Source organism: Nocardioides antri (assembly GCF_008373765.1).
In the GTDB taxonomy this organism is placed as follows: Bacteria; Actinomycetota; Actinomycetes; order Propionibacteriales; family Nocardioidaceae; genus Nocardioides; species Nocardioides antri.
In genome coordinates this window covers 494,612-519,759 of the sequence record NZ_VUJW01000003.1, presented here as the reverse complement: position 1 = coordinate 519,759, position 25,148 = coordinate 494,612, and the positions used below count along the sequence as shown (strand labels likewise).

The window sequence follows — 25,148 nt, the reverse complement described above, 5'->3', positions numbered from 1 at the left end:
GGTGAACCCGCCGCGTCTCAGGCCAGCTCGGCGAGCACGGCGGGCACCTGAGCGGGCAGCTCCCGCGCCAGGTAGCCCACCGGGCCGATCGTGGCGGCGAGGCGCTCTCCGCAGCGCGCGTGGATGTAGCCGGCCCAGGCCGCCGCCTGCGCAGGGGTGGCGCCGCGGGCGAGCAGACCCGCGACGATGCCCGCCTGGACGTCGCCCGATCCCGATGCGGCGAGGCCCGGCCCTCCGCCCTCCACCACCCAGGCCTCTCCCTCGGGCGTCACCAGGTGCTTGACGGTGCCGCCGCACAGGACGACGACGTGGCACTGCTCCGCCACCCGGGTAGCCACGCCCACCGGGTCGCGGGTCACGTCGTCCTCGCTGGCGCCGGCGACGTGGGCGAGCTCGCGGGGGTTCGCGGTCAGCACAGCGGGACCGTCGAGGTGCCACAGGCCTTCAGGATGCTCTGCGAGGTACGCCGAGCCGAGCGCGTCGAGCACGAGGGCGGCGTCGGTGTGGGGGAGGACCCGCTCGAGCAGCGAGACCGCGTGCTCCGCGTCGACGAGGCCGGAGCCGGCGAGAAGGACGTCGACACCGCTCACCTCGTCGACGATGCTCGCCGCCTGCTCGACGTCGATGGAGCCACCGGCAGTCGTGAGCGGCAGCAGGGCGGCCTCGGGCAGGAGCGGCGCCAGCCCGGCCGTCGCCGTCTCGACCGTCGCCAGCGTCACCTTCCCGGCACCGACCCGGAACGCCGCCTCGCCGGCCAGGCGGACGGCACCGGGAGACCGCGTCGACCCTCCGAGCACGAGCAGCCGACCGCTCGACTGCTTGTCTTCGCCCGGCTCCGGCAGCGGCCAGTCCCGCAGCAGCGTCGGCGTCACCACCCGGACGTCGCCCGGCGAGACGGGAGAGTCAGGCAACGTCGTCGCCCCGTCCGTGCGGTTCCTCGCGCGTCACCTCGACGTCGCGGCTGTCGACGGCGGAGGTGTCGGCGAAGGACTCGAGCTCGAGGAGGCTGCCCGACCGCCGGAACGTCGTCACCGAGGCGTTCGGGATCCGCACCTTCCGGTCGAGGTCGAGCAGGTCGGGCTCCGCGATCCCCTCGAGCACGTAGCGGAAGGACATGATCACAGCCTGGTGGGTGAAGAGCCACACCCGCTCCCCGTCGTACCCGAACCGCAGGTCGTGGAGGAACGTGCGCACGCGATGCGCCACCTCGGCCCAGCTCTCCCCGCTCGGGGGCTGGTAGTAGAACTTGCCCAGCTTGTCCCGGCGTTCGACCTCGTCGGGAAACCGGGCGCGGATGCCGACGCCGGTCAGGCCGTCGAGGACGCCGAGGTCACGCTCGCGCAGGCGCTCGTCGTGCTCGACCGGGACGCCCAGTCCCTCGAGGGCCAGTGCGGCGGTGTCGGCCGCGCGGCGGTACGGCGACGAGACCGCCACGGTGGGGCGCGCGTCCGGCTCGAGCTGGTCGGCCCAGCGGCGCAGGGACAGCGCCTGCTCCCGGCCGGTCTCCGAGAGCTCGACGTCGGCGTCGCGGGCGGTGAGGTCGAGCACCTCTGCCCCGGCGTCGCGCGCCGCCGTGTCGGCCTGGTTCCCGACGCTCTCCCCGTGTCGGACGAGCACCAGCTCGTCCGGGCCGTTGTCCCACCTCGGTCGCATCGCACCCCTTGTCGTCAGGCGGGTGGTACCCGGCCGCGGCGGGTCGATGCTCGGTTCTCGGGGTACTGCCTCGTCCTGCCCCTGCCGAAGGCACCGTCGCCGGGAGCGGTACCCGCGTGAGTCGGGACGGTGCCGGGTACTGCTGCGGCACCGACGACAAGGAGCTGGACATGCCACCGGAGACGATCGGCCGCCGCTACGAGGTGCTGCGCGAGATCGGCCGTGGCGGCATGGGAGCCGTCTACCTGTGCAACGACACACTGCTGGGACGGCAGGTGGCGGCCAAGCAGCTCGGCGGCCTGCCGGGGGAGTCGACACCGCACCTGGCGAGGGCGCTGCGCGAGGCGCGCACCTCGGCCGCGCTCAGCCACCCGAACGTCGTGTCGATCTACGACGCGGTCGAGGAGGGCCACCATGTCTGGTTGGTGATGGAGTACCTCCCGTCGCGCACGCTCTCCCAGCTCACCCGCGAGGACGGTCCGCTCCCGCCCGGCCGGGCGGCTCACGTCGGAGCCCAGGTCGCCGACGGGCTGGCCGCGGCACACAGTCGCGGGACGGTGCACCGGGACGTGAAGCCCGGCAACGTGCTCGTGGGAGACAACGACCACGCCAAGATCTCCGACTTCGGGATCGCCCGCTCGGTCGACGACGAGACCCTCACGCAGACCGGGATGGTGACCGGGACGCCGATGTACTTCTCCCCCCAGCTGGCGCGCGGTCTGACGGCGACGCCCGCCGACGACGTATGGGCGCTCGGTGCCACCCTCTTCTCCGCCGTCGAGGGCGAGGGGCCGTGGCCCCCGAAGGACAACTCGCTCGCCCTGCTGGTCCACATCGCCGAGAACCCGCCCCCCGAGCCACGCCGGGCAGGGGCACTGGGCCCGATCATCCGCCGGATGATGGCTGCAGACCCGGACGACCGTCCGTCGATGGCCGCCGTCGCCCACGAGCTCCGCGCCGTCGCCCTGGCCGCACAGAGCGACGAGCACGGCACGCTCGCGCTGCCGACGCCGGAGCTCCACGAGCCCACCCACGAGCCCACCCACGAGCCCACCCACGAGCCCACCCATGAGAGGACGCCCGTCCCGGCTGCCGCCGTGCCGGTCCGGCAGGCAGAGCCACGGCCGGCGCCTGCGGCGGCCTACGAGTCGGCGGCGGACCAGGGCTCCCGCCGGTGGGTGCTGCCGCTGCTGGGCATCGCGGTGGCCGTCCTGGTCGTCGTGGCCGCGGCGTTCGTCGTGGGGGACGTACTGGGAGGTGGCGGCAGCGACCCGACGGCTGAGACCTCGGAGAGCCCGGTCGACGGCGGAGCCTCGGACGCGAAGCGAGGCGCCTCCGAGTCCGTGCCCGAGGACGATCCCGCCACCAGCGCCGAGACCAGCCCCGAGACCAGCACCGAAACCAGCACCGAAAACAGCACCGACGCGGTTTCCACGACGTCGCCGGAGCAGTTCGTGAGCGACTACTACGCCCTCCTGCCGGCTGACACGGACTCGGCCTGGGCCCTGCTCTCGGACGAGATGCAGGCCGAGGTCGGGGGCTACGGCTCCTACCAGGGCTTCTGGCGCACCGTCGAGGCGGTGACCGTGGAGGACACCGTCGCGGAGTCGGCGGAGACCGTCGTCGTCGAGCTGATCTACAGCACCGCCGAGGGCACCGAGTCCGAGACCCGGTTGATCACCGTGGAGAACACCGGCGACGGCTTGCAGATCGTCGGTGACCAGGTGGTCTGAGCCGGACCGAGGAGAACGAGAACGACCCCTGACCAGCGCTACCGCTGGTCAGGGGCCGAACCCACTCGGTGGGCAGGGGCGGGGTCGAACCGCCGACCTTCCACTTTTCAGGCGGACGCTCGTACCAACTGAGCTACCTGCCCGAGCAGGGGCACACGATACCGGAGGTGCGCCCGCCGTACGAAAGCGGCGTCGACCGTGAGGCGACTCACGTCCGATCATTCACCGGAACGGCGTGGCGAATGGCAAGGTCTCCGTGTGATCACCCGCCGTACCAAGGTCCAGCTGCTGGTGTTCGCCGTCATCACACTCCTCGGCGTGTCGTACGTCGGCGCGCGCTACGCCCAGCTGGACCGCATGATCGTCGACCAGTCCTACACGGTGGTGGCGGAGTACCCGGAGTCCGGGGGCATCTTCGTCGGCGGCGAGGTGACCTACCGCGGCGTCGGGATCGGCAAGGTGACCGAGCTGGAGCTGACCGAGGCTGGCGTCGACGTCCATCTCGAGATCGACGACGAGTGGGACGAGATCCCTGCAGACACCAGGGCCCTGGTCGGCAACCGGTCGGCAGTGGGGGAGCAGTACGTCGAGCTGCAGCCGAACGTCGACGAGGGCCCCTACCTCGAGGACGGCTCGACCATCACCGACGTCGCCACGCCGATCCGCACGGAGAAGCTGCTCGGCGACATCGTCCGCACCGTCAACAGCGTGGACCAGGAGGCCCTGCGGGTCACCATCCAGGAGCTGGGCACGGCGTTCGCGGGCACCGGCGAGGACCTGCAGCAGATCATCGACACCGGCAACTCGTTCATCCAGACCGCCAACGAGAACTTCGACATCACGGCCGCCCTGATCCGCGACACCAACACCGTTCTGCAGGGGCAGCTCGACTCGTCCCGCTCCCTCCGCACGTTCGCCACGGGGCTGCGGACCTTCTCCCGCGCGCTGGCCGGCGCCGACGGCGACCTCCGCAGGGTGATCGACCACGGCTCGTCGACGGCCAACCAGCTGCGCACGTTCCTGGAGCAGAACGAGCCCGAGCTGGCCGCTCTCCTCAACAACCTGATCACCACCGGCCGGGTCGTGGTGGACAACCTGGACGGTCTCGAGATGCTGCTCGTCCGGTACCCCGACCTGCTGGAGGGCTCGTTCACGGTGATCGACAAGAACCCCCACACCGACGACTACGAGACCCACGTCGGTCTGATTCTCACCACCACGAAGCCGTGCTACGAGGGCTACGAGGGCACGGACACGCGCCCCCCGCAGAACGTCGAGGACCGCGAGCTGAACAAGGACGCCCGCTGCACCGAGCCGCCGACGCAGAGCAACGCGCGCGGCTACCAGAACCTGCCGCGCGTCCCCTTCGGTGCGGGCGGCCCCGACTTCGCGTCGTCGCCGGTGTTGGGCGAGGACTCGTGGAAGTGGTTCTACCTCGACCCCCTGCTCGACTCCCGCGGTTAGGCAGCAGGGGCACCCCCACGTCTATGCTGTGCGGGCTGCGCTGGCCTCGTCCGGCGCGGTGGGCCCCCGTCGTCTAGCGGCCCAGGACCCCGCCCTTTCACGGCGGTAGCGCCGGTTCGAATCCGGTCGGGGGTGCCGAGCTCGTCCTCTCCTGGCGAGTACCGGCCGCTCTCCTCCGTCACCCTTGTCCACACCGCTCGGGCCAGGGCTTGCGCATTTCCCTGGATTGTTCCATTTTGAACTCCCGGCGTCGCAGGATCCCCTGCGCAGGCGCCATCACCCGCTCGGGAGGTCAAGAAAAATGAAACGCACAGTCTTTGCCGCGGCATGCCTGTCGCTCGCGTCGCTCGCTCCGACGGCCGTGGTCAGCTCCGCCGAGGTCGCCCCGTCCTCGACGCGGGGTGCGGCCCAGGTCAGGTTCGGTCCCCTCTCCCAGGAGCTGCAGGCGGCCCGTGAGTGCCTGTCGGCGCCCGGCCTGCGCGCAGCGCGGCGCGACGTCTTCACGTGCAAGACCCTGTCGAGCGTTCCGCCGCGGATGTTCTACGGGCCCCACGTCGCCGTCCCGCGGCGCGGGACAGTGACCGGCACCACCACGGCCCAGTGGGGCGCGGCGACTGCGCTGATGGGCACGCTGATGGCACCCGCCGTCATCGACCGGATGAAGGACTTCGTCAAGGCCCAGGACGTGCCGTGGCCGAACAAGAGCTCCTCGACGGCCCGGAAGAACCGCCGGGTCCGCTACAACGTCTACCAGATCTGGTTCACCCGGCACTCCACCGGCAAGAAGGACGCCTGGAAGTACGGGATCACGAAGACCTCCGCCGGGGCCTCGAGGCCGCGGTCCCAGCTCTCGGCCTGCAACGGTCACGTCGTCACGGTCTGGCAGTCCTGCAAGTGGAAGTGGCTCCGGACCAAGGTGGTCGGCTGGTACCGGGCGCGGGCGATCGAGGCGACGTACTGCGCGCGCTACGTCGCCAAGAAGGGCAAGCGGCCGGTCGGGATGAGACGGTGTCTGTGAGGGCTCCCGCGGCGAGGAGAGGTATGGACCGGCCTGCGAACTCGATGCCGACCTTTGACGGGGTCGACGTGAAGTCGCGACATCTGGTCACGCGCCGAGTGGCCGACGCCTCGGAGGGTGACTTCGAGGCGTCGGCCGCTTGGCAGGACTACCTGTGGGAGGTCTACGGGCGCCGGCCACCGACCCTGCTCGTCCTCAAGGTCCGAGACGACGCCGAGGACTACACGTTCCAGGGCGGGCGGCAGAAGAACGGCAAGCTCGTCGCCACCGCGACCATCCCGTCCGCCTGGCTCGACGGCGCGAGCGCGGAGGAGAACGCCGAGGTCTACCGGCGGGTGAAGGAGCGGTTCTTCCACGACATGGCTGCCGCTGCCGCCCTCCCGCCGCCACCTCCGCTGCCGCCTCGCCTCCCGCCGCGTGAGGAGAAGGTCGCGCCCGGCGCCGGCATCGCCTGGCTCAGCGAACGCCGGGGCTTCCGGGCCCCGGCCACCGCTGAGAACGAGTGGTTCTTCGCCGACGCCTCCTGGCAGGACTACCTCCTGCGCACGCAGGGCGACCTGTTCTCCATCGTGTACGTCGTGGTGGACCGTGACTCGACACGCCGCTGGCACCGGCGCAAGGCCAATGGCGAGGTCCTCGTGTCCGTCGACATCCCCTCGCAGCTGTTCGTCGGCAACGCCGACCCGGAGCTGACGCTGGTGGAGATCGCGCGTGAGACGTTCGTGTGGGGGATGGAGAAGTTCGGCTGGCCGGAGCCGCCTCCCATCCCCGCGCGACCGCCCGGACACGAGCCGCCGCCGCGACCGATCAACACCGACGTGCGTTAGCTCGGCCCGAGCCCCGTCGATTGGGATCGCCGGGGCACGATGGGTTAGAGTTCCACCGCTTCACAAGGCCCCGTAGCGCAGTTGGTTAGCGCGCCGCCCTGTCACGGCGGAGGCCGCGGGTTCGAGTCCCGTCGGGGTCGCAGAAGCGTAAGGCCCCTGCCGATCCGGCAGGGGCCTCGCGCGTTCCTGGGTCAGGTGTTCGTGGGCACGCCGCGCTGTTGCTCGTCGGTGAGGCGTGCCTGCTCGGCGGCCTGCTGCTCGAGCGCCAGACGGACCCGGTTCCACTCCTCCGGCGAGGACGCGAGGGCCTTGGTGCCGCCCTGGATCCGCTGGATCGCGCGTCGTGCGTAGACCTGCTGCTCGGTGACGGTCCGCTCGGCCCGACCGCGGCCGAGGAAGCTCACGGCCCAGTGGCCGAGGGCGGTCATCCGGTTCTTGAAGCCGGTCAGGTAGACGAGGTGGAGGACCAGCCACATCAGCCAGGCCAGGAAGCCGGACACCCGGAGCTTCCCCACGAGCACCACGGCGCTGAACCGGGAGATGGTGGCCATCGAGCCCTTGTCGAAGTACTTGAACGGCTTGAGCGGGTCCTTGCCCTCGACCCGGCGGACGATCGTCTTGGCGGAGTACTTCGCGCCCTGGATGGCGACCTGCGCGACACCGGGGAGGTTGTCGAGCGCCATCATGTCGCCGATGACGAAGATCTCCGGGTAGCCGGGGAGCGTCAGGTCCGGGTTGACGCTGATCCGTCCGGCCCGGTCCAGGGGAGCGCCGGTCTGGGCGGAGAGGGTCTGGGTGAGGGGGTTCGCCTGCACACCGGCCGCCCACACCTTGCAGGCGCTCTCGACCCGCTGCGTCGTACCGTCCTTGAACGCGAGCGTCACCCCCCGCTCGTCGAGCTCGGTGACCATCGCGCCGAGCACGACCTCGACGCCGTGCTTCTCCAAGGACTTCTTCGCCACCTCGCCGAGCTTGGACCCGAACGGTGGCAGTACCTGCGGCGCCGCGTCGACGAGGAGCACCCGCGCCTCGCGGGTGTTGATGGCGCGGAAGTCATGACGCAGGACGCGCTGCGCGAGCTCGGCGATCTGGCCGGCCATCTCGACGCCGGTGGGCCCCGCGCCCACCACGACGAAGGTCAGGTGCCGGGTGACCTCCTCCTCGGTCTCCGCGAGCTCGGCGAGCTCGAACGCTCCGAAGATGCGGCCGCGCAGCTCGAGCGCGTCGTCGATGGTCTTCATGCCGGGGGCGAACTCGGCGAACCGGTCGTTCCCGAAGTAGGACTGCCCGGCGCCTGCGGCCACGACGAGGGAGTCGTACTTGGTGGTGGTCATCCGACCGCCGACGTGGGAGGTGACCGTCTGCGCGTTCACGTCGATCGCGTCGACGGTGCCGAGGATGACCCGCACGTTCTTCTGGCGGGCGAGTACCTCCCGCGTCGGCGGGGCGATCTCGCCCTGGGACAGGATCCCCGTCGCCACCTGGTAGAGCAGCGGCTGGAAGAGATGGTGAGTAGTCCGCGAGATCAAGGTGACGTCGACGTCGGCGCGCTTGAGCGCCTTCGCCGTGAACAGACCCCCGAATCCCGATCCGATGACGACGACGTGGTGCCTGGCCATGTGAGTCCTTCCGCCGGTGCCTCCGAGGCAGTCTGCCGAAACCGCGCGCCGAGCGGGGGTCGGTTCGGACTCTGGCGTGTTTCCTGTCAGGATCGGGGCGAGCCAGGGGGTTGACGGATGCCCGTGCAGATGAGCCCGGAGGAGTTCGACGCGATCGTCGAGGAGGCGCTCGACGCCATCCCCGACGAGATCGCGTCACTCGTCCGCAACGTCGTCGTGCTCGTCGAGGACGAGCCGCCGGAGGGCGAGCCGGACGACCTGCTCGGGCTCTACGACGGCGTCGCGCTCACCGAGCGCGACGCGTCCATGCTGCCCCAGCTGCCCGACCGGATCTTCCTGTACCGGGGGCCGTTGCTCGACATGTGCGACGACGAGGACGACCTGGTCGAGGAGATCCGGATCACCGTCGTGCACGAGGTCGCCCACCACTTCGGGATCGACGACGACCGGCTCCACGACCTCGGCTACGCCTGAGCCAGCCCGTAGCCCAGGACGGCCGCCGCGAGGCCCAGCCCGATCGTGAGGACGGCGTACGCCGTGCCGCCCCGGGGGCCGAGGTCCCGGGTCTGCACGGCGAACGAGGAGTAGGTCGACATGCCGCCGCAGAACCCGACACCGACCAGTGAGTACGCCGGCCCCTCGATCGACCAGCCGACGCAGAGCCCGAGCCCGAGCGATGCCACCACGTTGACGAGGAGCGTGCCCCACGGGAGGACGCCGTCGAGCCGCAGGCCGAGGAGGTAGCGGAGCGGCGCGCCGACGAGCGCGCCGAGGGCCACGCAGAGGGTGGCGGTCACAGCTCGTCCTCCGCGGGGAGTGGCGGCGCGTAGCGCCCGACGACGACCACCGCGAGCAGGCAGGCGCCGAGGGTGCCGAGGACGTAGGCGCCGGCGACCGTGGCGTCGCCGGCGGCGAGGAGGGAGCGCGCCTGCTCGCTGGTCGCCGAGAAGGTGGTGAACCCGCCGAGGACGCCCGGCCCGAGTCCGGCGGCCCAGGTGGCGGACCGCCGGGCCGGCGGCAGCAGCTCCAGGCCCGCGAGCAGCGCGCACCCCGCGACGTTGATCGCGAACGTCGTCCAGGGGAAGCCCGTGCCGTCGGGCGCCAGCTCACCCAGCAGGTGACGCAGCACGGCGCCCGCGGCTCCGCCGAGTGCCACCGCGGCGAGCGGCCGCGGGGCAGGTCGGGTCACGACCGGATCGTAGGACGCGTGGTGGAGGCGTCGGACCACGGCTGCGGTGAAGCGCCGGCCGCCTGGCGGCGGAACTCGCTGAGGAACCAGATCTGGAACGCGCGCTGCTCAGGGAGGCGCGGCGCGGTCAGTAGCCGCTCGGCCCGGCTGAAGTCGTCGGCCGCGTCGAGGAGGTCGATCAGCTCGCCGATCTGGCGCGCGACGTGGGGCGGCATCCGCAACCGCAGGTCGATGGTGTCCCGGCCGGCCTCCAGTGCGTCGTCGACCTGCTCGCGCCCCATGTTGGACCGCAGGGGCAGCTCGAGGGCGTTGAAGTGCTCCGACAGCACCTTGGCCAGGGGGTAGTCGTCCTCGTGGGAGAGGGCCAGCAGCCGGATCTCGCGCCGCAGGTCGCGGTAGTGCCGCTGGAAGAGCGCGAACGCGTGGACCGGGACGCCCATGATCTGGATGGCGACCTCACCCATCCGGGTGCGGGGCTCGCCGGTGTCCGGCGGCGACATCAGCTGGAAGTTGGCGCCGGCCCCGTCGGAGAAGCCCGCGGCCGGCTCGAACCAGACGGTCTTGCCGTCCTCCTCGATCACCGCGCCCCACGACGCGGCGGCGCGGGCGACGATGTCGAGGCCGCGGCCGAACCCGGGGAGGGCACTGACGTCGAACTCGTCGACGGCCGCGGAGTCGAAGGCGTCGAGGTCGAAGGCGTCGAGGTCGATGCCGCCGGCGACAGAGCCGGGCTGGGGCGGGACGACGGAGGCGTCGGCGACCTCGATCCGCGGGTGCTCGGTCGTGCCGCGGAGCTGAAGCCGGATCGGCGGATCGGCGTGGAGGAGCGCGTTCGTCACGAGCTCGGAGACGCCTAGCTCGGCGCACTCGGTGAGGTCCTGCCGGTCGATCGCCTGGCACGTCCGCACCGCCCAGCGACGTGCTTCTTGCACGCTACGAGGACCGGTGGTCAGGGTGAGGACCTGCCGGTGCGGCAACGTGAACCCCTTCCGTGTGGTCCAGCTCCCGAGTCGGTGTCGAGGTCGTCCTTGCAGGAATCCAGGGTTCCCTACCCCTGTCCCTCCGAGCCCAAACCTGACCTCTCGAGGAGATTGTGCCCGGTCGGACGCACCGTTGTCCGGTGTGACCGAAGAGACTTCGTCGCCCTTTTGGGCCGCGCTCGGCGAGCGCGGGATCATGGTTGCAGGCAGCGACGCGGACATGGCCCGACCGGCACCGCGCGTCGCGTCCGACGTCACAGGAGGCTCAATGACCGAGGAGACCCGCACACCCGAGCGAGCACTCGTCCCGCGCTCCCAGCGCCACCAGGTAGTCGTCATCGGATCCGGCTTCGGAGGCCTGTTCGGCACGAAGGCCCTCAAGGACGCCGACGTCGACGTGACCATGATCGCGAAGACCACGCACCACCTGTTCCAGCCCCTGCTCTACCAGGTGGCGACCGGCATCCTGTCCGAGGGCGAGATCGCCCCGCCGACCCGTGAGGTGCTGGCCCGGCAGAAGAACGCCCAGGTGCTGCTCGGCGAGGTCACCGACATCGACCTCGAGGCCAGGACCGTCACCTCGCAGGTCCTCGGTCGCGAGCTGACGACGCCGTACGACTCACTGATCGTCGCCGCCGGCGCGGGCCAGTCCTACTTCGGCAACGACCACTTCGCCGAGTTCGCCCCCGGCATGAAGAGCATCGACGACGCCCTCGAGCTGCGCGGCCGGATCTTCGGCGCGTTCGAGATGGCCGAGCTCGGCGCGGCCCGCGGTGAGAACGTCGACCACCTGCTGACCTTCGTGGTCGTCGGCGCCGGCCCGACCGGTGTCGAGATGGCGGGCCAGATCGCCGAGCTCGCGCACCGCACCCTGACCCGCGACTTCCGCGCGATCAGCAGCCACCACGCCCGGGTGATCCTCGTCGACGCGGCGCCGCAGGTGCTGCCGCCGTTCGGCGCCAAGCTCGGAGCCTGGACCCAGAAGAAGCTCGCCGACCTCGGTGTCGAGGTCATGCTGGGCGCGCTGGTCTCCGACGTCGACGAGCGCGGCCTCGTCGTGAAGTACAAGGACGGCACCGAGCAGCGCATCTCGGCGGTCACCAAGGTGTGGGCCGCCGGCGTCCAGGCGAGCCCGCTGGGCAAGACGCTGTCGGACCAGACCGGAGCGCCCCTCGACCGCGCCGGCCGGATCGCGGTCAACCCCGACCTGACGCTTCCCGGCTACCCCGAGGTCTTCGTGGTCGGCGACATGATCGCCCTCGACAACCTCCCGGGTGTCGCGCAGGTCGCGATCCAGGGTGCGAAGTACGCCGCGAAGACGATCGACGGCCGACTCAAGGGCAAGGCCCCGCAGAAGCCGTTCAAGTACTTCGACAAGGGCTCGATGGCCATCGTCAGCCGCTTCCGCGCCGTGGCCCTCGTCGGCAGGCTCCGGCTCACCGGGTTCATCGCCTGGCTGATGTGGCTCGCGGTCCACCTCTTCTACATCACCGGCTTCAAGAACCGGGTCACCGCCGTGCTGCACTGGCTGGTCTCGTTCCTCGGCCGCGGCCGCGCGGAGCGCACCTCGACCGAGCAGCAGATCTTCGCCCGGGTCGCCCTCCAGCGGCTCCGGCGGGGTGCCGCGGACCTGGTCTCCCAGCCGGGGGAGTACGACGCCGAGGCCGAGCGCCGTCGCCGCGAGGAGCTCGAGAACCAGGCCCTCGAGGAGGTCCGGCTCACCGACGAGCAGGCCCGCGGCGTAAAGGTCTGAGCGCGTCCCTGCGGTTCAGGCGCCCCGCAGGTCGTCGGTGGTCAGCTCCCGGTCGATGACGCTCCGGGCGACGGTCTTGATCGGCACGCGGTGGCTGCGGCTGTACTCGCGCATCAGCCGGAACGCCTGTTCGATGTCGAGGCCCGCGCTCGCGAACAGGACGCCCTTGGCCTGCTCGATCATGATGCGGCTGTTGAGCGCGGTCTGGAGCTGCTCGGCGAGCAGCCCGGACTGGCGCACCGCGCGCTCCTGAAGGAGCCCGATGGTGGCGATGTCGGCGAGGGCCTGCCCGACCGCGAGGTCCTCCTCGGAGAGGGGCGTGCTGCCGGCGCAGAAGAGGTTCATCGCGCCGATCACCGAGTCCCGGAGGCGCAGCGGGATCGCGTGCGTCGACTGGTAGCCCACCTCGGCCGCCCGGGCGCTGAAGCGCGGCCATCGCGTGCGCGCCTCCTCCAGGTCGACGTTGACCACCGCGCGACCGCTGTTGAAGCAGTCGAGGCACGGGCCCTCGTCGTTCTGGAGCTCGAACAGCTCCAGCACCTGCGCCGCGTCGCTCGTCGAGGCGACCACGTGCAGGCCCCCGCGCAGGTTGTTGAGGATCACGCCTGCCGCCTCGGCGCGAAGCAGCTCCACGCTGCGGTCGGTGAGCGTGGACAGGAAGTCCAGCGCGTCGAACTCGTCGACGAGGGTGTCGGCGAGCTCGACGAACACCTGGGTCAACCGCTGCTCAGTCGTCATGACGGCGGCCTCTTCGTGGGGTGACAGGTGGCGGGTACGGGTGGATCAATCATCCTCCCTCTCCGTGCTGACGAAAGGAATGCGGGTTCGTCCGGCCAGCACGTCCCGGGCCACCTCGACGAGGGACCGGTCGCTGGCGAACGCGTGGGCGCGGAGCAGCAGCAGCGCCTCGGTGAGACCGACCGACGCCTGGACCGACAGGAAGCCGGTGGCCTGGTGCACCTCGGCACGGTAGTCCAGCGGCTCCCGCAGCGTGGGATGAAGCGCAGACCCGGGCGACACCTGGGCATGGAGGAACAGCAGGACCGCGAGGGCAGCGTCGGCGTACGCGAGCGCGGTCGCCGTACCGTCCTCGTCCAGGTGGCCGGCGGTCGAGCGGTAGAGGCACAGGCTGCCCAGTCGGACGGCGCCGACCTGGAGTGGCAGCGCGAACACCGCCCGCACGCCCGCCGCCCACGCCGCGGGGCCGAACCCCGGCCACAGGGACATCTCGCCCGCGGTCAGCTCGGCGTGGAGCGCCGGGCCGTTGCGTCGGGACGCGTCCACGCTCGGACCCTCGCCGAGCTCGTACTGGAGGTCCTCCAGCCGGGTCGCGACCTCGCCGTACGTCCCGAGCACGCCTTGGTGGCCGGCATCGGTCATGAGCGCGATCCCGGCGCCGTCGAGCCCCAGGGTCGTCGTGCAGGCGACGCAGAGCTGCTCCGGCAGCGAACGTCCCGACCCACCGTCGACACCGAGAGCCGCGAGGATCTCGGTCCTGGTCCGCAAGCGCTCCACCCCTCAGGGGTAAGGGGGTAGCCTCGGTGGTGAGGCCACCTCAGACCCCGGCGGCGACAATAGCGAGCAGTCGGGAGTCTCCATGTCCCTCACCGGTCAGATCCGCCAACCCGTCGAGAGTGACTACGGCGAGCTGGTCCGGCAGATCAGGGTTCGAGGACTCCTCCAGCCTAGACCGCGCTACTACGTGGTGCTCGGCAGCCTCAACCTCGTGGCGCTGCTGCTGGCGGTGGCCGGCCTGGTGCTGCTGCGCGACTCGTGGTGGGCGGTCCTGCTGGCGCCGGTCTTCGCCGTCGTGTCCGGACAGATCGCGTTCTTCTCCCACGACGCCGCCCATCGGCAGATCTCCCGCAGCAGCCGGGTCAGCGCGATGCTCTGCCTGGTCCACGGCAACCTGCTGAACGGGCTCAGCTACGGCTGGTGGCTGGACAAGCACAACGCGCACCACGCCCACCCCAACGACCTGGAGTCCGACCCGGACGTCGCCGTGGGTGCCTTCGTCTTCGACGCGGAGCAGGCCGGCGAGAGGCGGGGCATGGCTGCGTGGCTGACGCGGCACCAGGCCGGCTTGTTCTTCCCGATGCTCACGCTGGAGGCCATCAACCTCCGCGTCTCGAGCGTGCGCGCCGTGCTCCGGCCCGGGCTCCGCTACCGGAGGACCGAGGCCGCGCTGCTGCTCGCGCACGGTGTCCTGTACGCCGCCCTGCTGGTCAGCACCCTGACCTGGGCGCAGGCCCTCGTCTTCCTCGCCGTCCACCAGGCGCTGTTCGGTGTCTACCTCGGCTGCTCGTTCGCTCCGGCGCACAAGGGGATGCCGACCCTGACGCCGGAGCAGGACTCGGACCCGCTGCTGCGCCAGGTGCTCACCGCGCGGAACGTCCCCGGCGGTCCGTTCCTCGGGCTCATGCTGGGCGGGCTCAACCTGCAGATCGAGCACCACCTGTTCCCAAGCATGCCGCGGCCCAACCTCCGGCGAGCCCGACCGATCGTGCGGCGCCACTGCCAGGTGCACGGGATCCCCTACCTGGAGACGACCCTGCTCGCCTCCTACGGCCTCGCGTTCCGGCACCTGCACGAGGTCGCCGGATCGGCGCCGCCGTCGGCGCGGTCCTGAGGCCCTGAGTCCGGCTACTCGAGGTCGAACCCGGCCTCGGACGCCTCGGCCGCGGCGCGGAACCGGTCGAGGTTGCGGGCCCACTTGGGCAGGATGAAGATGCCCTCCGCCTCGGCGGTCACCTCACCGTCGGCGTTCAGCATCCGGCCCTTGCCCCAGGTCTTGATCCCCTCCCGCCGGTCCACCCAGGCCTCGCAGCGCAGCCCGCCGAGTGGCGTGCCCTGGCGGTAGACGATCGTCAGCGTGCCGGTCATGCCGGGCCGGCCGCTGCTGCTCACCGCGTGCCCGAGGACCTGGTCGAGCAGCAGCGAGATCACGCCGCCGTGCACCAGGCCCGGCGGGCCCTCGTAGGCGGCCCCGAGGTGGAAGTCGCTCCAGGCCCGGCCCTCGCCGTCGGTGCGTACGTCGAGCGGCGGCGCGATCGGGTTGCGCAGGCCCATCACGGCGTTGCCCCAGTTGCGCCCCCGGCTGCCGTCCGGCCGGAACCGCACGCCGTACGCCCCGGGCATCTGCTTCTTCCGCAGCCGCTCGACGATGGCCTCGACCTCGACCTGCGCCGCCCGGACCTCGTCGGGCTCGACCTCGGTACGGATCGTCACGTCCACGAGCTCGCGCACGGCGTTCGTGAACGGCGCGTAGAGTGCCGCCTCCGCCGCGATCTCCTCGTCGGTGGCGGTCTCTTCCTGGAAGCGGCTCATGCGGCAAGGCTAGAACAGGTTCTCGCGTGATGGACGGGACGAAAACGTGATGCGACGAGTGTCACGCCCTGCTGGAATCGGGTCATGACAGCGCTCGTGCTCCCCGACCTCCGGTGGTTCCCCAGCTGGGCCGCAACCATCACGGACTTCGGCGACGAGGTCATGCACGGCGCGGGAGGGTGGAACCTCGACCACCCGCTGGAGCCGACCGAGGCGTCGTGCAAGGAGTTCATCGACGTGCTGGCCCAGAAGTCCTCGGGCGACCCCGCGGCCGGCCGGGTCGCGTCGACGTACTTCTGGATCACGGCGGGTGACGGCGGTCCGGACGACGAGGTGATCGGCTTCCTCAACCTCCGTCACGAGCTCAACGACTGGCTGCGGGAGGAGGGCGGCCACATCGGCTACTCGATCCGGCCCGCCCGCCGCCGGCAGGGCCACGCCACGCGCGCCCTCGTGCTGGGCGTACGCCGCGCGGGCGAGCTCGGCATCGACCGGGTGCTCGTCACCTGCGACACCGACAACGTCGCGTCGGCCCGCACGATCGAGGCCGGCGGCGGCGTCTTCGAGGACGTCCGCAAGGACAAGCGGCGCTACTGGATCACGGTGGCGGCGTAGCCTTGTCCTGGCGCAGGTCGGGGCGGATCCGCTGCAGCACCGCCTGGAAGTGGTGGGGGTCGACGATGCTCGCGTTGATCTCCAGGAGCGGTCGGTCATGGCGCTCGATCAGGACCCGCCAGCCGCGGCGCCCGGGCCGGCCCTCGACCAGCACCGGCGTGTAGGGGCTGGCCAGGTCGACGATCTCGAACGATCCGTCCCGGATCAGCTCGAGCTGGCCGCGGATGATCGCGAGCTCGGTGACCGAGGTGCTGGCGCGGATCGCCCAGACGAGCACCGCCAGCAGGGCCATCAGCGCGACCAGTCCGTAGCTGACCGTCGTCCGTTCCTGGACGGCGAGGTACGCCGCCCCGGCGACGGCGGCGACCGCCAGCACCATCAACGCGGTCATGGCGTTGTGGGCAGTGGTGCGCGGCTCGAAGACGGCGTTGGTGGAGCGGCTGGACGTCACCTCCCCCTCCTGCTCCGGGGTGGAGGCGTACGGCGACTTCCCGCTGGGGTCCTTGCCCGGCCGCGGCGGGGGAGTGGGGAACCGCTCGTCCGCTGCCGACGCCGGCGTCTCGACGGGGTCGGCCGGGGGCTCCGGCGCGTAGGGTGCCGGCCAGCTCTGGGCGATCGGCGGCTCAGGGGCGGCGAGGGCGTCGAGCACGTCCTGGCCGGCGGCGCGGGTGTTGGGCACGGTCAGGCTCTGCGGGTCGACGGTGGGGGGCGGGTCCCCGCGGTGCTTGCCGCCCCGGACCGGGTCGCCGCGCTCGCCGGCGTAGGACGCTCTCTTCGCGAGCCATCGTCGGATGGTGTCGCTGTCCGTGCCGAAGTCGATGTCGTCGAGCTCCCCCATGAGGCCTCCCTTCCTCCGTTCGGAATGTACGCCTGATCACGCTCCGGCGGAGCGGGTTCCGCCAGGTCGGGCGGTAGATTGAGACCGAGTTTCATTCCGACGAGGAGGCGACGCCGTGCCCGACCCCGCGACGACGCTGCGGCCGACCCGCCAGCGCCGCGCGATCACGGAGGCGCTGCAGGGCGCGGCCGACTTCCAGAGCGCGCAGGACATCCACGACTCGCTGCGGCACTCCGGCGAGAAGGTCGGGCTGGCCACCGTCTACCGCACGCTCCAGGCCATGGCGGAGGCCGGCGAGGTCGACGTCCTGCAGAGTCCCGGCGGCGAGTCCTCCTACCGCCGGTGCAGCACCGACCACCACCATCACCTGGTCTGCCGCTCGTGCGGCCGGACCGTCGAGGTCACCGGCCCGGCGGTGGAGAAGTGGACCGAGGCGGTGGCGCGCGAGCACGACTTCGCCGAGGTCAGCCACAGCCTCGAGCTCTTCGGGATCTGCGCGGACTGTCAGCAGTAGCGGTGCACGCCGTCGGGCGTGAGCGCGAGGTCGCGCAGCACGACCGACCACCGGTCGCCGTACCCCGCGCAGGTGCGGTCGAAGTCGCGCCGGCGGTACTCCACCGCAAGCACCTGGTCGTCGTACGACGCCGCGTAGCGGTGGCACTCGCGCCACCGCCCGCACTCCTCGGCCACGGCGAAGTCGAACCCGATCGTGGTGCCGTCGAACCCGGCCAGGTTCTTCTGCCCGACCGGCAGCCCCGCGCGGTGCGCGCGCCGGACCACCAGCCGTGCGTAGGCGAGGGCATGGCGCCGCTTGATCAGGCGGTGGCTGCGGGTGAACGAGTCGAGGTTGTCGAGCTCGACCGCATCGAAGCCGTCGGCGGCACACCGCTCGGTCCACCGCCCCACGATGCGGGCGAGCGCCCTGCGCTTCGCGCGGGTCCGGGTGTCGAGCAGCCACTCACCCCACACCTCGTCCACCACCGCCCGGCCGTCGTCCTTGAGCACGAGCCGCCAATGGTGGCGCCGCCAGAAGCGCCGCTCGTCCGGCTGGGTCTGGAACCCGTTGACGTAGCAGACGTTGAAGCGGCCCGCGAAGGGCTCGTCCTTGCGGTCCCGCACCACGATCCCGACCTCGTCGGGGATGTCGTCGTTGGCGCCGCCGAGCTGGTAGTCCACGTCCGACTCGGACGGCAGGGCGGGCTCGCCGCCGTACGCCGGTGCCGCGCCGCACGCCAGGACGGCCACGGTGATCGCGATCAGCCGGCGCATCCGGTCACGGTACGGCGCGTGGTAGGCCCCGTGGGACTCGAACCCACAACCTAAGGATTAAAAGTCCTCAGCTCTGCCAATTGAGCTAGGGGCCCGTGGCCACCCCCAGACGTTCGAGCGAGGTAACCGAGGTGAAGTATCGCAGGCCGGGTCAGCCTTCGAGCAGCGACTTCATCTGCTCGACCTGGGCGAGCTGCGCCTCCCGGACGGCTTCGGCGAGGTCGACGGCGGGGGAGTAGGTCCCGTCCTCGATCTCCTGGTCGGCGATCTCGATCGCGCCCTCGTGGTGGGTGATCATCAGCTCGAGCCAGCGCTGCTCGAACTCGTCGCCGCGGAGGGAGAGCAGCTCCGTCAGCTCGTCGGTGGACGGCATGCCGGGCAGGTCGCCGCCGGGGATCTCGCCGTCGAGCGACAGCGTGTTCCCCTGGTCCCCATGGTCCCCGTGGTCCCCGTGACCGGCGTTGGCGTGGTCGCGGATGGTCTCGGGCGCCGGGACGTCCCACACGGCGAGCCAGTCGGTCAGCGTCTCGATCTCCAGGCTCTCGGTGGCCAGGATGTCCTCCGCCAGGGCGGTCACCTCGGGTGAGACGTCAGCGCCGCGCGTCAGGTCGACCAGCACCAGCGCGAGCGCGTGGTGCTGCACCAGCCCGGTCGCGAAGTCCGCGTCGACGTCGTTGAAGACGTCGCCGTTGTCGGCGGTGTGGACCGCGGGCTCCGGTGCTGCATCGTCGTCGTCGGAGCAGGCGGCCAGTGCAGGGACCAGGGCGAGGACGAGGGCGGCGATCGGCAGCCGGGTGAGGAGCGTGGACATCCCGAGGAGTCTAGGCGCCCGGCCGGTGGCGGCGTTCAGCACCACGACACGCGGTGGTAGCGCAACCTTCACGCCGTCCACTGAGATCCCTCGTGTCCTCCATGCCCCTGGATGGACAGGCATTGGTAGTGTCATAGATGCAGCGGATGCAGTTCTCGAAGGTTCAACGCCTGCGGAGTCTGTGGCCGACGGCGTATCTGGTTTGTGGTGTACCCATCACGGGTCGGAGCGACGTGTCATCGCATCCGCTGCGGGTCGCCGAGGTGGCGGCTCTCGCCCCGACAATAGGAGTAACGAGCACAATGGCTCAGGGCACCGTGAAGTGGTTCAGCGCAGAGAAGGGTTTCGGATTCATCGAGCAGGAGGGCGGCGGCGACGACGTCTTCGTTCACTACTCGGCGATCCAGACCTCCGGATACAAGTCCCTCGAGGACAACCAGAAGGTCGAGTTCGACGTCACCCAGGGCCCCAAGGGTCCCCAGGCGGAGAACGTTCGCGCTCTCTGATTCGCAACAAACGCCCCGGGGCCTGAGGGCCCCGGGCGTCTCGGGAGACATCAGTCTTCAGGCGAGGCCCTGCCGGTCATCCGGCAGGGCCTCGTCAAAATTTTCCGTAACTTCAGGTTTCCGGGGTACATCCCTGGGCAGGATGGTTCGGAATGGCACGGTGGTGCCCCGAAGGCGAAGGAGTGGGGGACGACCAGTCGTCCACACTCGGGGAGGCGGGACAGTCGTGGCGGATCCCTTCGACGTGGCGCTCGAGGACTCCGACCTGCTCGTCGAGGTCGAGCTGACCACCAACCTCATCATCGCCGCCACCGCCTCCGACGGACCGCTCCCGCTCGACGAGATCGACCGGATCCTGGGCGTCGTCCCCGACGACGACGTGGCCTGAGCCGTCAGCAGGTCGCGAAGAGCACCGGGCCGTTGGCCAGGTCGGACAGGACGTACGTCGCCCGCCGCGGGTGCAGCTCCATCGTGACGACCTCGCCCTCGGCGACCACGTCACCGAGCTCGAACCGCTCCGGGAACGAGCCGCCCTGCCCGGGCGCGGGTCCTGCCGCCAGCTGCCGACGGGTGTCGGCGTTGGTCCTGGCCTGGTCCTCGGACTCGAACGACATCGCCACCCGTACGTCGCCACCGGGCAGCCCCGCGATGGCGAACCCGCGGAGCGGGTTGACCTCGCCCGCCTGCTCGAGCAGCTCGGCCGCGCGGACGCGGTCGGTGTCGTCGGCCTCCGTCATCGCGAGCGCGGCGCAGGCGTGCTCGCCGGTGTAGACGGCAGCCGACAGCGCACCCTCGACGGAGTCGAGGACACCCGTGAGTCCGTCCTCGACGTCGTCGCCCCGCTCGACGTCGCGCCAGGTCTCGACCGTCTCGATCTCGTCGCTCGACGCCAGGACGCGGCGCTCCCGGTCGATGGTGATGAAGGCGAGCTCCTGGGTCAGGGTGCCGAGCTGGGTCAGCAGGGCGTGGCCGCCCTCCCACACGCCGTCCGGCTCGTCCGGCTCCACGTAGCCGAGCTCCTCGAGCGCGTCCTCGATCTGGTCGATGTCGAGGGACTCCGGCAGGCCCATCAGGACGATCGCCCCCTCCTCGCTCTGGGAGAAGAGCTCCCAGTCGATGGTCGCGGGGGAGAAGCCGTAGCGCTCGTGGAGGAACGGCGCCGACGCGACCAGGGCGGAGACCGACGTCAGGTCGGCGTCGAAGCCGGCGGTGAGGAAGTCCTCGACGTCGGTCGTCGGCGACGTCTCCGACAGATCGCGGTCGAGCTCCTCCCGCACCCGGGACCAGTCCGTCCAGCCGAGCCGGGCGGCGTCCCCGGGCGCCATCGCGACCGCCGTCGCCAGCCGGCCCGCCTCGTCGTCGTCGCGCACCACGAACCACGCGACGACGCCCACGACGACCACGAGCACCACCGCACCGATGACGAGGATGCGGGGACGCGGGACCGACATCAAAGTGCTGTCTCCTCTCGGGGGCGGACAGGTGTGACACTAACGCCGTGACCAGGAGCAACCCGGCCTCGGCCCCGGGCATCCGCGCGGCGGGCGTCGTGACCTTCCGGCCCGGCCGCGAGGTCCTGCTCGTGCACCGGCCCAAGTACGACGACTGGTCCTTCCCCAAGGGCAAGCTCGAGCGGGGCGAGCATCCGACGGCGGCTGCGGTGCGCGAGGTCGCCGAGGAGACGGGTCTGCACGTGCGGCTCGGCCCGCCTCTCGCGCCTCAGCACTACCGGACCGCCCGGGGGATGAAGACCGTCGACTACTGGACCGGCCGCGCGGTCGGGTCCGACGACGTCAGCCTCTACCGGCCGAACCACGAGATCGACCAGGTCGCGTGGATGCGCATCGACAAGGCAGACGCGCTCCTCAGCTACGCCTACGACCGGGCGACCCTGGCCGAGGCGGTCAAGGTACGACGCAAGACCCATGCGGTCGTCGTACTCCGTCATGCGCAGGCGCGCTCGCGCCACACGTGGCGCGACGACGACCGGCTCCGCCCGCTGCTGAAGACGGGTGCGGCCACCGCAGACCGCCTGATCCCGGTGCTCGCCGCCTACGACGTGACCCGCGTCCTCTCGTCGTCGAGCACGCGCTGCGTGCAGACCGTCGCGCCGTACGCCTCGATGACCGGTTGGGACGTCCAGACCCGGCGCCGGCTCACCGAGGAGCACATGACGGAGAAGGGCATCCGGAAGATCATCGACGAGGTTGTCGACGGCGACGAGGGTGCCGTGCTCTGCACCCACCGCCCCGTCCTCCCGCACGTGTACGACGCCCTCGGCCTGCGTCCGGCGCAGCGCGGTGACGAGCTCGCGACCGCGGAGATGCTGGTCGTGCACGTGCGCAAGGGCAACGTGGTCGCCGTCGAGCGGCACCGCGTGCGCTGAGCGCTGCCGCGGCCGGTGTGACGCGGGTCGCCGCCCGGCTTGCACGCTTCCTTGCCTGTTCACCGTGCGTTCAGACGCGTCGGATTGTTGCGTTACCGGGCGTCCCTAGCGTCGCTGACGTCCGAGAACGAACTCCATGGGGGGCCGGCGTGGCATGCCCCTCAGTCCCGAGAGGCAGATCTCTTGAACGTCACTCCCCTTCGCCGGGCGCTCGTCCCCGGTGTGGCCGCTCTGGCCTTGTTCCTCACCGCCTGCGGTGGTGACAGCAGCGCCGAGGAAGACGGCAGTGGCGCCGGTGCGGGCGACCTCGACACCAGCGTGACCGGCGAGGTCGCCGTCGACGGCTCCTCCACCGTCTACCCGATGACCACGGCTGCGCAGGAGCTGATGACCCTGGACGGCTCGCCGATCCAGGTGTCCGTCGGTCAGTCCGGCACCGGCGGCGGCTTCGAGGTCTTCTGCGCCGGCGAGACGGACATCTCCAACGCGTCGCGTCCGATCAAGGACGACGAAGAGGTCCCGGTCTGCGAGGAGAACGGTGTCGAGTACACCGAGCTGCAGGTCGCGGTCGACGCGCTCACGGTCGTCGTGCACCCCGATCTGGCGGTCGACTGCCTCACCGTCGACGAGCTGATCGCTCTGTTCGGGCCGAAGTCGAAGGCCGAGAACTGGCAGGACATCAACCCGGAGTTCCCCGACCAGGAGATCACCGGCTTCATCCCGGGCGCCGACTCGGGCACCTACGACTACATGGCGGCCGACGTCGTCGCCGACGAGTCCGAGACCCTGCGCAACGACTTCGAGTCGTCGGAGGACGACAACGTCCTCGTCAACGGTGTCTCCGGCACCCCCGGTGCGGTCGGCTTCTTCGGCTACACCTACTTCGAGGAGAACGCCGACAAGCTGAAGGCGCTCGAGATCGACTCCGGTGACGGCTGTGTCGCCCCGTCGGCCGAGACCGCGCAGGACGGCAGCTACACGCCGCTGGCCCGCCCGCTCTTCATCTACGTGAGCAACAAGTCCTACACCGAGAAGCCGGCCGTCGCCGAGTTCGTCGACTACTACGTCGCGAACCTCGAGACCGTCGCCACCGGTGCCGGGTTCATCGCGCTCAACGAGACCGACTACGCCGCGACCAAGGACGCCCTCGCCGGCATCGGCGGCTGACGCAACCCAAGGAAGCCACCGGTTCTCATGACGGCACTGACTCAGCCGGGCCCGCCCTCCGGGGCGGGCCCGGCCCCCGTGCTCACGGCCAGGCCCCGCCCGGGCGAGGCGGTCATCAAGGCGTGCCTGATGACCGCCGCCGCGGCGTCGGTCCTGGTGACCGCGGGCATCCTCTTCGCCGTGGTCGAGCCGGCGCTCGAGTTCTTCAGCCGGGTACCGGCCGGGGAGTTCTTCACCTCCGACACCGACTCGCCGTACGCGGTGTATCCCCTCATCGTCGGCACCCTGCTGACCACGGCGATCGCGCTGACCGTCGCGGTCCCGATCGGGCTCGGCGCCGCGATGTACCTCTCGGAGTACGCCTCCAAGAGGGCCCGGAAGTGGCTCAAGCCCACCGTCGAGCTGCTGGCGGGCGTGCCCTCGGTCGTCTACGGCTTCTTCGGCGTCTTCTTCGTGATCCCGGTCGTCCTGCAGGGGTGGCTGGGCCTCGGCATCAGCGCCTACAACCCGCTGGGCGGCGGCCTCGTGCTCGGCGTCATGATCATCCCCACGGTCGCCTCGCTGGCGGAGGACTCGCTGTCGGCGGTGCCGCTCGCGCTGCGCCAGGGCTCCCTCGCGATGGGCGCGAACCGGATGCAGACCACGCTGCGCGTCGTGTTCCCCGCCGCCCTCTCCGGCATCGCCGCGTCCGCCGTGCTCGGCATCTCCCGCGCGGTCGGCGAGACGATGATCGTGCTCATGGTCTGCGGCTCGATCAAGAACATGTCGCTCAACCCGGGTGAGGGCCACGAGACGATGACCGGCACGATCGCCCGCACCGCGCTGGGTGAGTCGCCGGTGGAGTCGACCGAGTACAAGTACCTCTTCGCGGTGGCGCTGCTGCTCTTCGCGATCACGTTCGTCATGAACATGGTCAGCATCGCCATCGTCCGTCGCTTCAGGCAGGCCTACTGATGAGCAGCGCAGCCACGACCGCCGCCGCGGTCACCACGTCGACCCTCGCCAGCGGCCGGAGCCAGGACCGCGACCTCAGGTCGCTCGCTTTCCTGGGAGCGCTGTGGTTCTCGCTGTTCTTCGGCGTCGCCGTCCTGTTCGCGCTCATCGTCGACACGGCGATCTCGGGCGCCCCGAGGTTCGACAGCGCCCTGTTCACCCAGTACACCCAGACCTTCGACCCCGAGCGCGCCGAGGCGCTGGCCGCGACGGGCCGCGACCCCAAGGACCTGTCGGCGGCGTACACCGGCTTCCGGTCGGGCATCGTCGGCTCGATCATCCTGATGATCACGACGGCGCTGCTGGCGATCCCGCTCGGCGTCAGCGCAGCCGTCTACCTCGAGGAGTTCGCCAGCAAGACCTCGCGGTTCAGCAAGGTCGTCGAGGTCAACCTGCAGAACCTCGCCGCGGTGCCGGCCGTCATCTACGGCATGCTCGCAGCAACCCTGATGGCGGTGGTCGGGGTCCAGCGTGGGATCGCGATCGGCGGCGCCGTGGCGCTCGCGCTCCTGATCCTGCCGGTCGTCATCATCACCACCCGGGAGGCACTGCGCTCGGTGCCGGACGAGATCCGGCAGGGCTCGCTCGCCCTCGGGGCGACGGTCTGGCAGACCACCTGGCGGCAGACCCTGCCCTCGGCGGTCCCCGGCATCAGCACGGGCACCATCCTCGGCCTCTCCCGAGCGATCGGCGAGGCCGCGCCCCTGGTGATGATCGGCTTCGGCGCCATCAACTTCGCCCCCGAGTTCCCGTTCGTCACCAGCAAGATCGAGGCGTTCCCGCTCGAGATCTTCAACGCCGCGAGCGACTCCAAGGAGGTCGTGCAGCAGGCCGCATCGGCGGGCATCATCGTGCTGCTCGCCATGATCCTCGGCATGAACGCGGTCGCCATCATCATCCGCAACAAGTTCCAGCGATCCTGGTAGGAGTCCTCCATGTCCACCCAGCCTGCGACGGCCAACGCGACCTCCGAGGAGGAGCCGCTGAGCCTGGCGCTGTC

General features: G+C 70.8%; 28 protein-coding genes and 4 tRNA genes. 17 read left to right on the top strand and 15 right to left on the bottom strand.

Annotation, left to right across the window (positions count from 1 at the left end; all coding sequences use genetic code 11):
• Nucleotides 1-17: 17 nt before the first annotated feature.
• The gene (locus F0U47_RS08725; RefSeq protein ID WP_149749898.1) at nucleotides 18-911 is read right to left on the bottom strand and encodes an NAD(P)H-hydrate dehydratase; all 894 of its coding nucleotides are present in this window, start codon (nucleotides 909-911) and stop codon (nucleotides 18-20) included.
• A complete protein-coding gene (locus F0U47_RS08720) occupies nucleotides 904-1,653 on the bottom strand; it encodes a histidine phosphatase family protein (protein WP_149749897.1) in 750 nt (249 codons plus the stop codon). Before F0U47_RS08720 ends, F0U47_RS08725 begins: the two co-directional genes overlap by 8 nt.
• A 116-nt stretch (nucleotides 1,654-1,769) precedes the next feature.
• Here F0U47_RS08720 and F0U47_RS08715 point away from each other — a divergent pair, with 116 nt between their 5' ends.
• Nucleotides 1,770-3,386: a serine/threonine-protein kinase gene (locus F0U47_RS08715; protein ID WP_149749896.1), complete on the top strand. Its 1,617-nt coding sequence runs from the start codon at nucleotides 1,770-1,772 to the stop codon at nucleotides 3,384-3,386.
• A 69-nt stretch (nucleotides 3,387-3,455) separates the two neighbouring features.
• Here F0U47_RS08715 and F0U47_RS08710 read toward each other — a convergent pair.
• Nucleotides 3,456-3,529, bottom strand: a tRNA-Phe gene (locus F0U47_RS08710).
• A gap of 115 nt (nucleotides 3,530-3,644) precedes the next feature.
• On the opposite strand from F0U47_RS08710, the gene F0U47_RS08705 reads away from it, so the two are divergent.
• From F0U47_RS08705 to F0U47_RS08685, 5 genes are all read left to right on the top strand, one after another.
• The gene (locus F0U47_RS08705) at nucleotides 3,645-4,850 is read left to right on the top strand and encodes an MCE family protein (RefSeq protein ID WP_149749895.1); all 1,206 of its coding nucleotides are present in this window, start codon (nucleotides 3,645-3,647) and stop codon (nucleotides 4,848-4,850) included.
• 62 nt (nucleotides 4,851-4,912) lie between these two features.
• Nucleotides 4,913-4,985 (top strand) — tRNA-Glu (locus tag F0U47_RS08700).
• Between the two features lie 166 nt (nucleotides 4,986-5,151).
• The gene (locus F0U47_RS08695) at nucleotides 5,152-5,868 is read left to right on the top strand and encodes a hypothetical protein (protein ID WP_149749894.1); all 717 of its coding nucleotides are present in this window, start codon (nucleotides 5,152-5,154) and stop codon (nucleotides 5,866-5,868) included.
• A 68-nt stretch (nucleotides 5,869-5,936) separates the two neighbouring features.
• Nucleotides 5,937-6,695 (top strand): hypothetical protein, encoded by a 759-nt coding sequence (locus tag F0U47_RS08690; RefSeq protein WP_149749893.1) that lies wholly within the window; start codon nucleotides 5,937-5,939, stop codon nucleotides 6,693-6,695.
• Nucleotides 6,696-6,761: 66 nt separating this feature from the next.
• A tRNA-Asp gene (locus F0U47_RS08685) sits at nucleotides 6,762-6,835 on the top strand.
• A gap of 51 nt (nucleotides 6,836-6,886) precedes the next feature.
• Here the strand turns inward: F0U47_RS08685 and F0U47_RS08680 are convergent.
• Entirely contained in the window at nucleotides 6,887-8,314 is a 1,428-nt protein-coding gene (locus tag F0U47_RS08680) for an NAD(P)/FAD-dependent oxidoreductase (protein ID WP_149749892.1), read from the bottom strand.
• Nucleotides 8,315-8,431: 117 nt separating this feature from the next.
• On the opposite strand from F0U47_RS08680, the gene F0U47_RS08675 reads away from it, so the two are divergent.
• Nucleotides 8,432-8,788 carry a metallopeptidase family protein gene (locus F0U47_RS08675; protein WP_149749891.1) on the top strand — a complete coding sequence of 119 codons (357 nt, stop codon included), beginning with the start codon at nucleotides 8,432-8,434 and terminating at the stop codon, nucleotides 8,786-8,788.
• On the opposite strand, the gene F0U47_RS08670 is transcribed toward F0U47_RS08675, so the two are convergent.
• The 3 genes from F0U47_RS08670 to F0U47_RS08660 are packed head-to-tail and all read right to left on the bottom strand — an operon-like array spanning nucleotide 8,779 to nucleotide 10,435.
• The gene (locus F0U47_RS08670) at nucleotides 8,779-9,111 is read right to left on the bottom strand and encodes a fluoride efflux transporter FluC (RefSeq protein WP_149749890.1); all 333 of its coding nucleotides are present in this window, start codon (nucleotides 9,109-9,111) and stop codon (nucleotides 8,779-8,781) included. The genes F0U47_RS08675 and F0U47_RS08670 overlap by 10 nt on opposite strands.
• Nucleotides 9,108-9,503: a fluoride efflux transporter FluC gene (locus tag F0U47_RS08665; protein WP_149749889.1), complete on the bottom strand. Its 396-nt coding sequence runs from the start codon at nucleotides 9,501-9,503 to the stop codon at nucleotides 9,108-9,110. Before F0U47_RS08665 ends, F0U47_RS08670 begins: the two co-directional genes overlap by 4 nt.
• A complete protein-coding gene (locus F0U47_RS08660) occupies nucleotides 9,500-10,435 on the bottom strand; it encodes an ATP-binding protein (protein ID WP_246159530.1) in 936 nt (311 codons plus the stop codon). Before F0U47_RS08660 ends, F0U47_RS08665 begins: the two co-directional genes overlap by 4 nt.
• 316 nt (nucleotides 10,436-10,751) lie before the next feature.
• On the opposite strand from F0U47_RS08660, the gene F0U47_RS08655 reads away from it, so the two are divergent.
• Nucleotides 10,752-12,236, top strand: coding sequence for an NAD(P)/FAD-dependent oxidoreductase (locus tag F0U47_RS08655; RefSeq protein WP_149749887.1), 1,485 nt, complete (start codon nucleotides 10,752-10,754; stop codon nucleotides 12,234-12,236).
• Between the two features lie 15 nt (nucleotides 12,237-12,251).
• Here F0U47_RS08655 and F0U47_RS08650 read toward each other — a convergent pair whose 3' ends face one another.
• Nucleotides 12,252-12,974 (bottom strand): GAF and ANTAR domain-containing protein, encoded by a 723-nt coding sequence (locus tag F0U47_RS08650; RefSeq protein WP_149749886.1) that lies wholly within the window; start codon nucleotides 12,972-12,974, stop codon nucleotides 12,252-12,254.
• 45 nt (nucleotides 12,975-13,019) lie between these two features.
• Nucleotides 13,020-13,742: a GAF and ANTAR domain-containing protein gene (locus F0U47_RS08645; RefSeq protein ID WP_149749885.1), complete on the bottom strand. Its 723-nt coding sequence runs from the start codon at nucleotides 13,740-13,742 to the stop codon at nucleotides 13,020-13,022.
• Nucleotides 13,743-13,833: 91 nt separating this feature from the next.
• On the opposite strand from F0U47_RS08645, the gene F0U47_RS08640 reads away from it, so the two are divergent.
• Nucleotides 13,834-14,865, top strand: a complete 1,032-nt coding sequence (locus F0U47_RS08640) for a fatty acid desaturase family protein (RefSeq protein WP_149749884.1) — start codon at nucleotides 13,834-13,836, stop codon at nucleotides 14,863-14,865.
• A gap of 14 nt (nucleotides 14,866-14,879) precedes the next feature.
• Here the strand turns inward: F0U47_RS08640 and F0U47_RS08635 are convergent, their stop codons facing one another.
• On the bottom strand, nucleotides 14,880-15,563 hold the full coding sequence (locus tag F0U47_RS08635) for a PaaI family thioesterase (RefSeq protein WP_149749883.1): 684 nt from the start codon (nucleotides 15,561-15,563) through the stop codon (nucleotides 14,880-14,882).
• Between the two features lie 84 nt (nucleotides 15,564-15,647).
• Between F0U47_RS08635 and F0U47_RS08630 the strand changes: the two genes are divergently transcribed.
• Nucleotides 15,648-16,178, top strand: a complete 531-nt coding sequence (locus tag F0U47_RS08630) for a GNAT family N-acetyltransferase (RefSeq protein WP_223162698.1) — start codon at nucleotides 15,648-15,650, stop codon at nucleotides 16,176-16,178.
• On the opposite strand, the gene F0U47_RS08625 is transcribed toward F0U47_RS08630, so the two are convergent.
• Nucleotides 16,162-17,016 carry a hypothetical protein gene (locus tag F0U47_RS08625; RefSeq protein ID WP_149749882.1) on the bottom strand — a complete coding sequence of 285 codons (855 nt, stop codon included), beginning with the start codon at nucleotides 17,014-17,016 and terminating at the stop codon, nucleotides 16,162-16,164. The genes F0U47_RS08630 and F0U47_RS08625 overlap by 17 nt on opposite strands.
• Before the next feature lie 115 nt (nucleotides 17,017-17,131).
• On the opposite strand from F0U47_RS08625, the gene F0U47_RS08620 reads away from it, so the two are divergent.
• The gene (locus F0U47_RS08620) at nucleotides 17,132-17,530 is read left to right on the top strand and encodes a Fur family transcriptional regulator (RefSeq protein ID WP_149749881.1); all 399 of its coding nucleotides are present in this window, start codon (nucleotides 17,132-17,134) and stop codon (nucleotides 17,528-17,530) included.
• On the opposite strand, the gene F0U47_RS08615 is transcribed toward F0U47_RS08620, so the two are convergent.
• From F0U47_RS08615 to F0U47_RS08605, 3 genes are all read right to left on the bottom strand, one after another.
• On the bottom strand, nucleotides 17,521-18,285 hold the full coding sequence (locus tag F0U47_RS08615) for an endo alpha-1,4 polygalactosaminidase (RefSeq protein WP_149749880.1): 765 nt from the start codon (nucleotides 18,283-18,285) through the stop codon (nucleotides 17,521-17,523). The genes F0U47_RS08620 and F0U47_RS08615 overlap by 10 nt on opposite strands.
• Before the next feature lie 19 nt (nucleotides 18,286-18,304).
• Nucleotides 18,305-18,380, bottom strand: a tRNA-Lys gene (locus F0U47_RS08610).
• A gap of 56 nt (nucleotides 18,381-18,436) precedes the next feature.
• The gene (locus F0U47_RS08605) at nucleotides 18,437-19,096 is read right to left on the bottom strand and encodes a DUF305 domain-containing protein (protein ID WP_188111234.1); all 660 of its coding nucleotides are present in this window, start codon (nucleotides 19,094-19,096) and stop codon (nucleotides 18,437-18,439) included.
• A 302-nt stretch (nucleotides 19,097-19,398) separates the two neighbouring features.
• Between F0U47_RS08605 and F0U47_RS08600 the strand changes: the two genes are divergently transcribed.
• Both F0U47_RS08600 and F0U47_RS21075 read left to right on the top strand, forming a co-directional pair.
• Nucleotides 19,399-19,602 (top strand): cold-shock protein, encoded by a 204-nt coding sequence (locus tag F0U47_RS08600; RefSeq protein ID WP_118928839.1) that lies wholly within the window; start codon nucleotides 19,399-19,401, stop codon nucleotides 19,600-19,602.
• Between the two features lie 226 nt (nucleotides 19,603-19,828).
• Nucleotides 19,829-19,990 (top strand): hypothetical protein, encoded by a 162-nt coding sequence (locus tag F0U47_RS21075; protein ID WP_188111233.1) that lies wholly within the window; start codon nucleotides 19,829-19,831, stop codon nucleotides 19,988-19,990.
• Between the two features lie 4 nt (nucleotides 19,991-19,994).
• Here F0U47_RS21075 and F0U47_RS08595 read toward each other — a convergent pair whose 3' ends face one another.
• Nucleotides 19,995-21,053 carry a hypothetical protein gene (locus F0U47_RS08595; protein ID WP_149749878.1) on the bottom strand — a complete coding sequence of 353 codons (1,059 nt, stop codon included), beginning with the start codon at nucleotides 21,051-21,053 and terminating at the stop codon, nucleotides 19,995-19,997.
• Nucleotides 21,054-21,100: 47 nt separating this feature from the next.
• Between F0U47_RS08595 and F0U47_RS08590 the strand changes: the two genes are divergently transcribed.
• The 4 genes from F0U47_RS08590 (at nucleotide 21,101) to pstA (ending at nucleotide 25,074) form a co-directional block, all read left to right on the top strand.
• Nucleotides 21,101-21,988 carry an NUDIX hydrolase gene (locus tag F0U47_RS08590; protein WP_149749877.1) on the top strand — a complete coding sequence of 296 codons (888 nt, stop codon included), beginning with the start codon at nucleotides 21,101-21,103 and terminating at the stop codon, nucleotides 21,986-21,988.
• Between the two features lie 183 nt (nucleotides 21,989-22,171).
• On the top strand, nucleotides 22,172-23,155 hold the full coding sequence (locus F0U47_RS08585) for a PstS family phosphate ABC transporter substrate-binding protein (protein ID WP_149749876.1): 984 nt from the start codon (nucleotides 22,172-22,174) through the stop codon (nucleotides 23,153-23,155).
• Nucleotides 23,156-23,182: 27 nt separating this feature from the next.
• A complete protein-coding gene (pstC, locus tag F0U47_RS08580; protein WP_149749875.1) occupies nucleotides 23,183-24,109 on the top strand; it encodes a phosphate ABC transporter permease subunit PstC in 927 nt (308 codons plus the stop codon).
• On the top strand, nucleotides 24,109-25,074 hold the full coding sequence (gene pstA / locus F0U47_RS08575) for a phosphate ABC transporter permease PstA (protein WP_149749874.1): 966 nt from the start codon (nucleotides 24,109-24,111) through the stop codon (nucleotides 25,072-25,074). The genes pstC and pstA overlap by 1 nt, the downstream gene beginning before the upstream one ends.
• Nucleotides 25,075-25,148 lie beyond the last annotated feature (74 nt).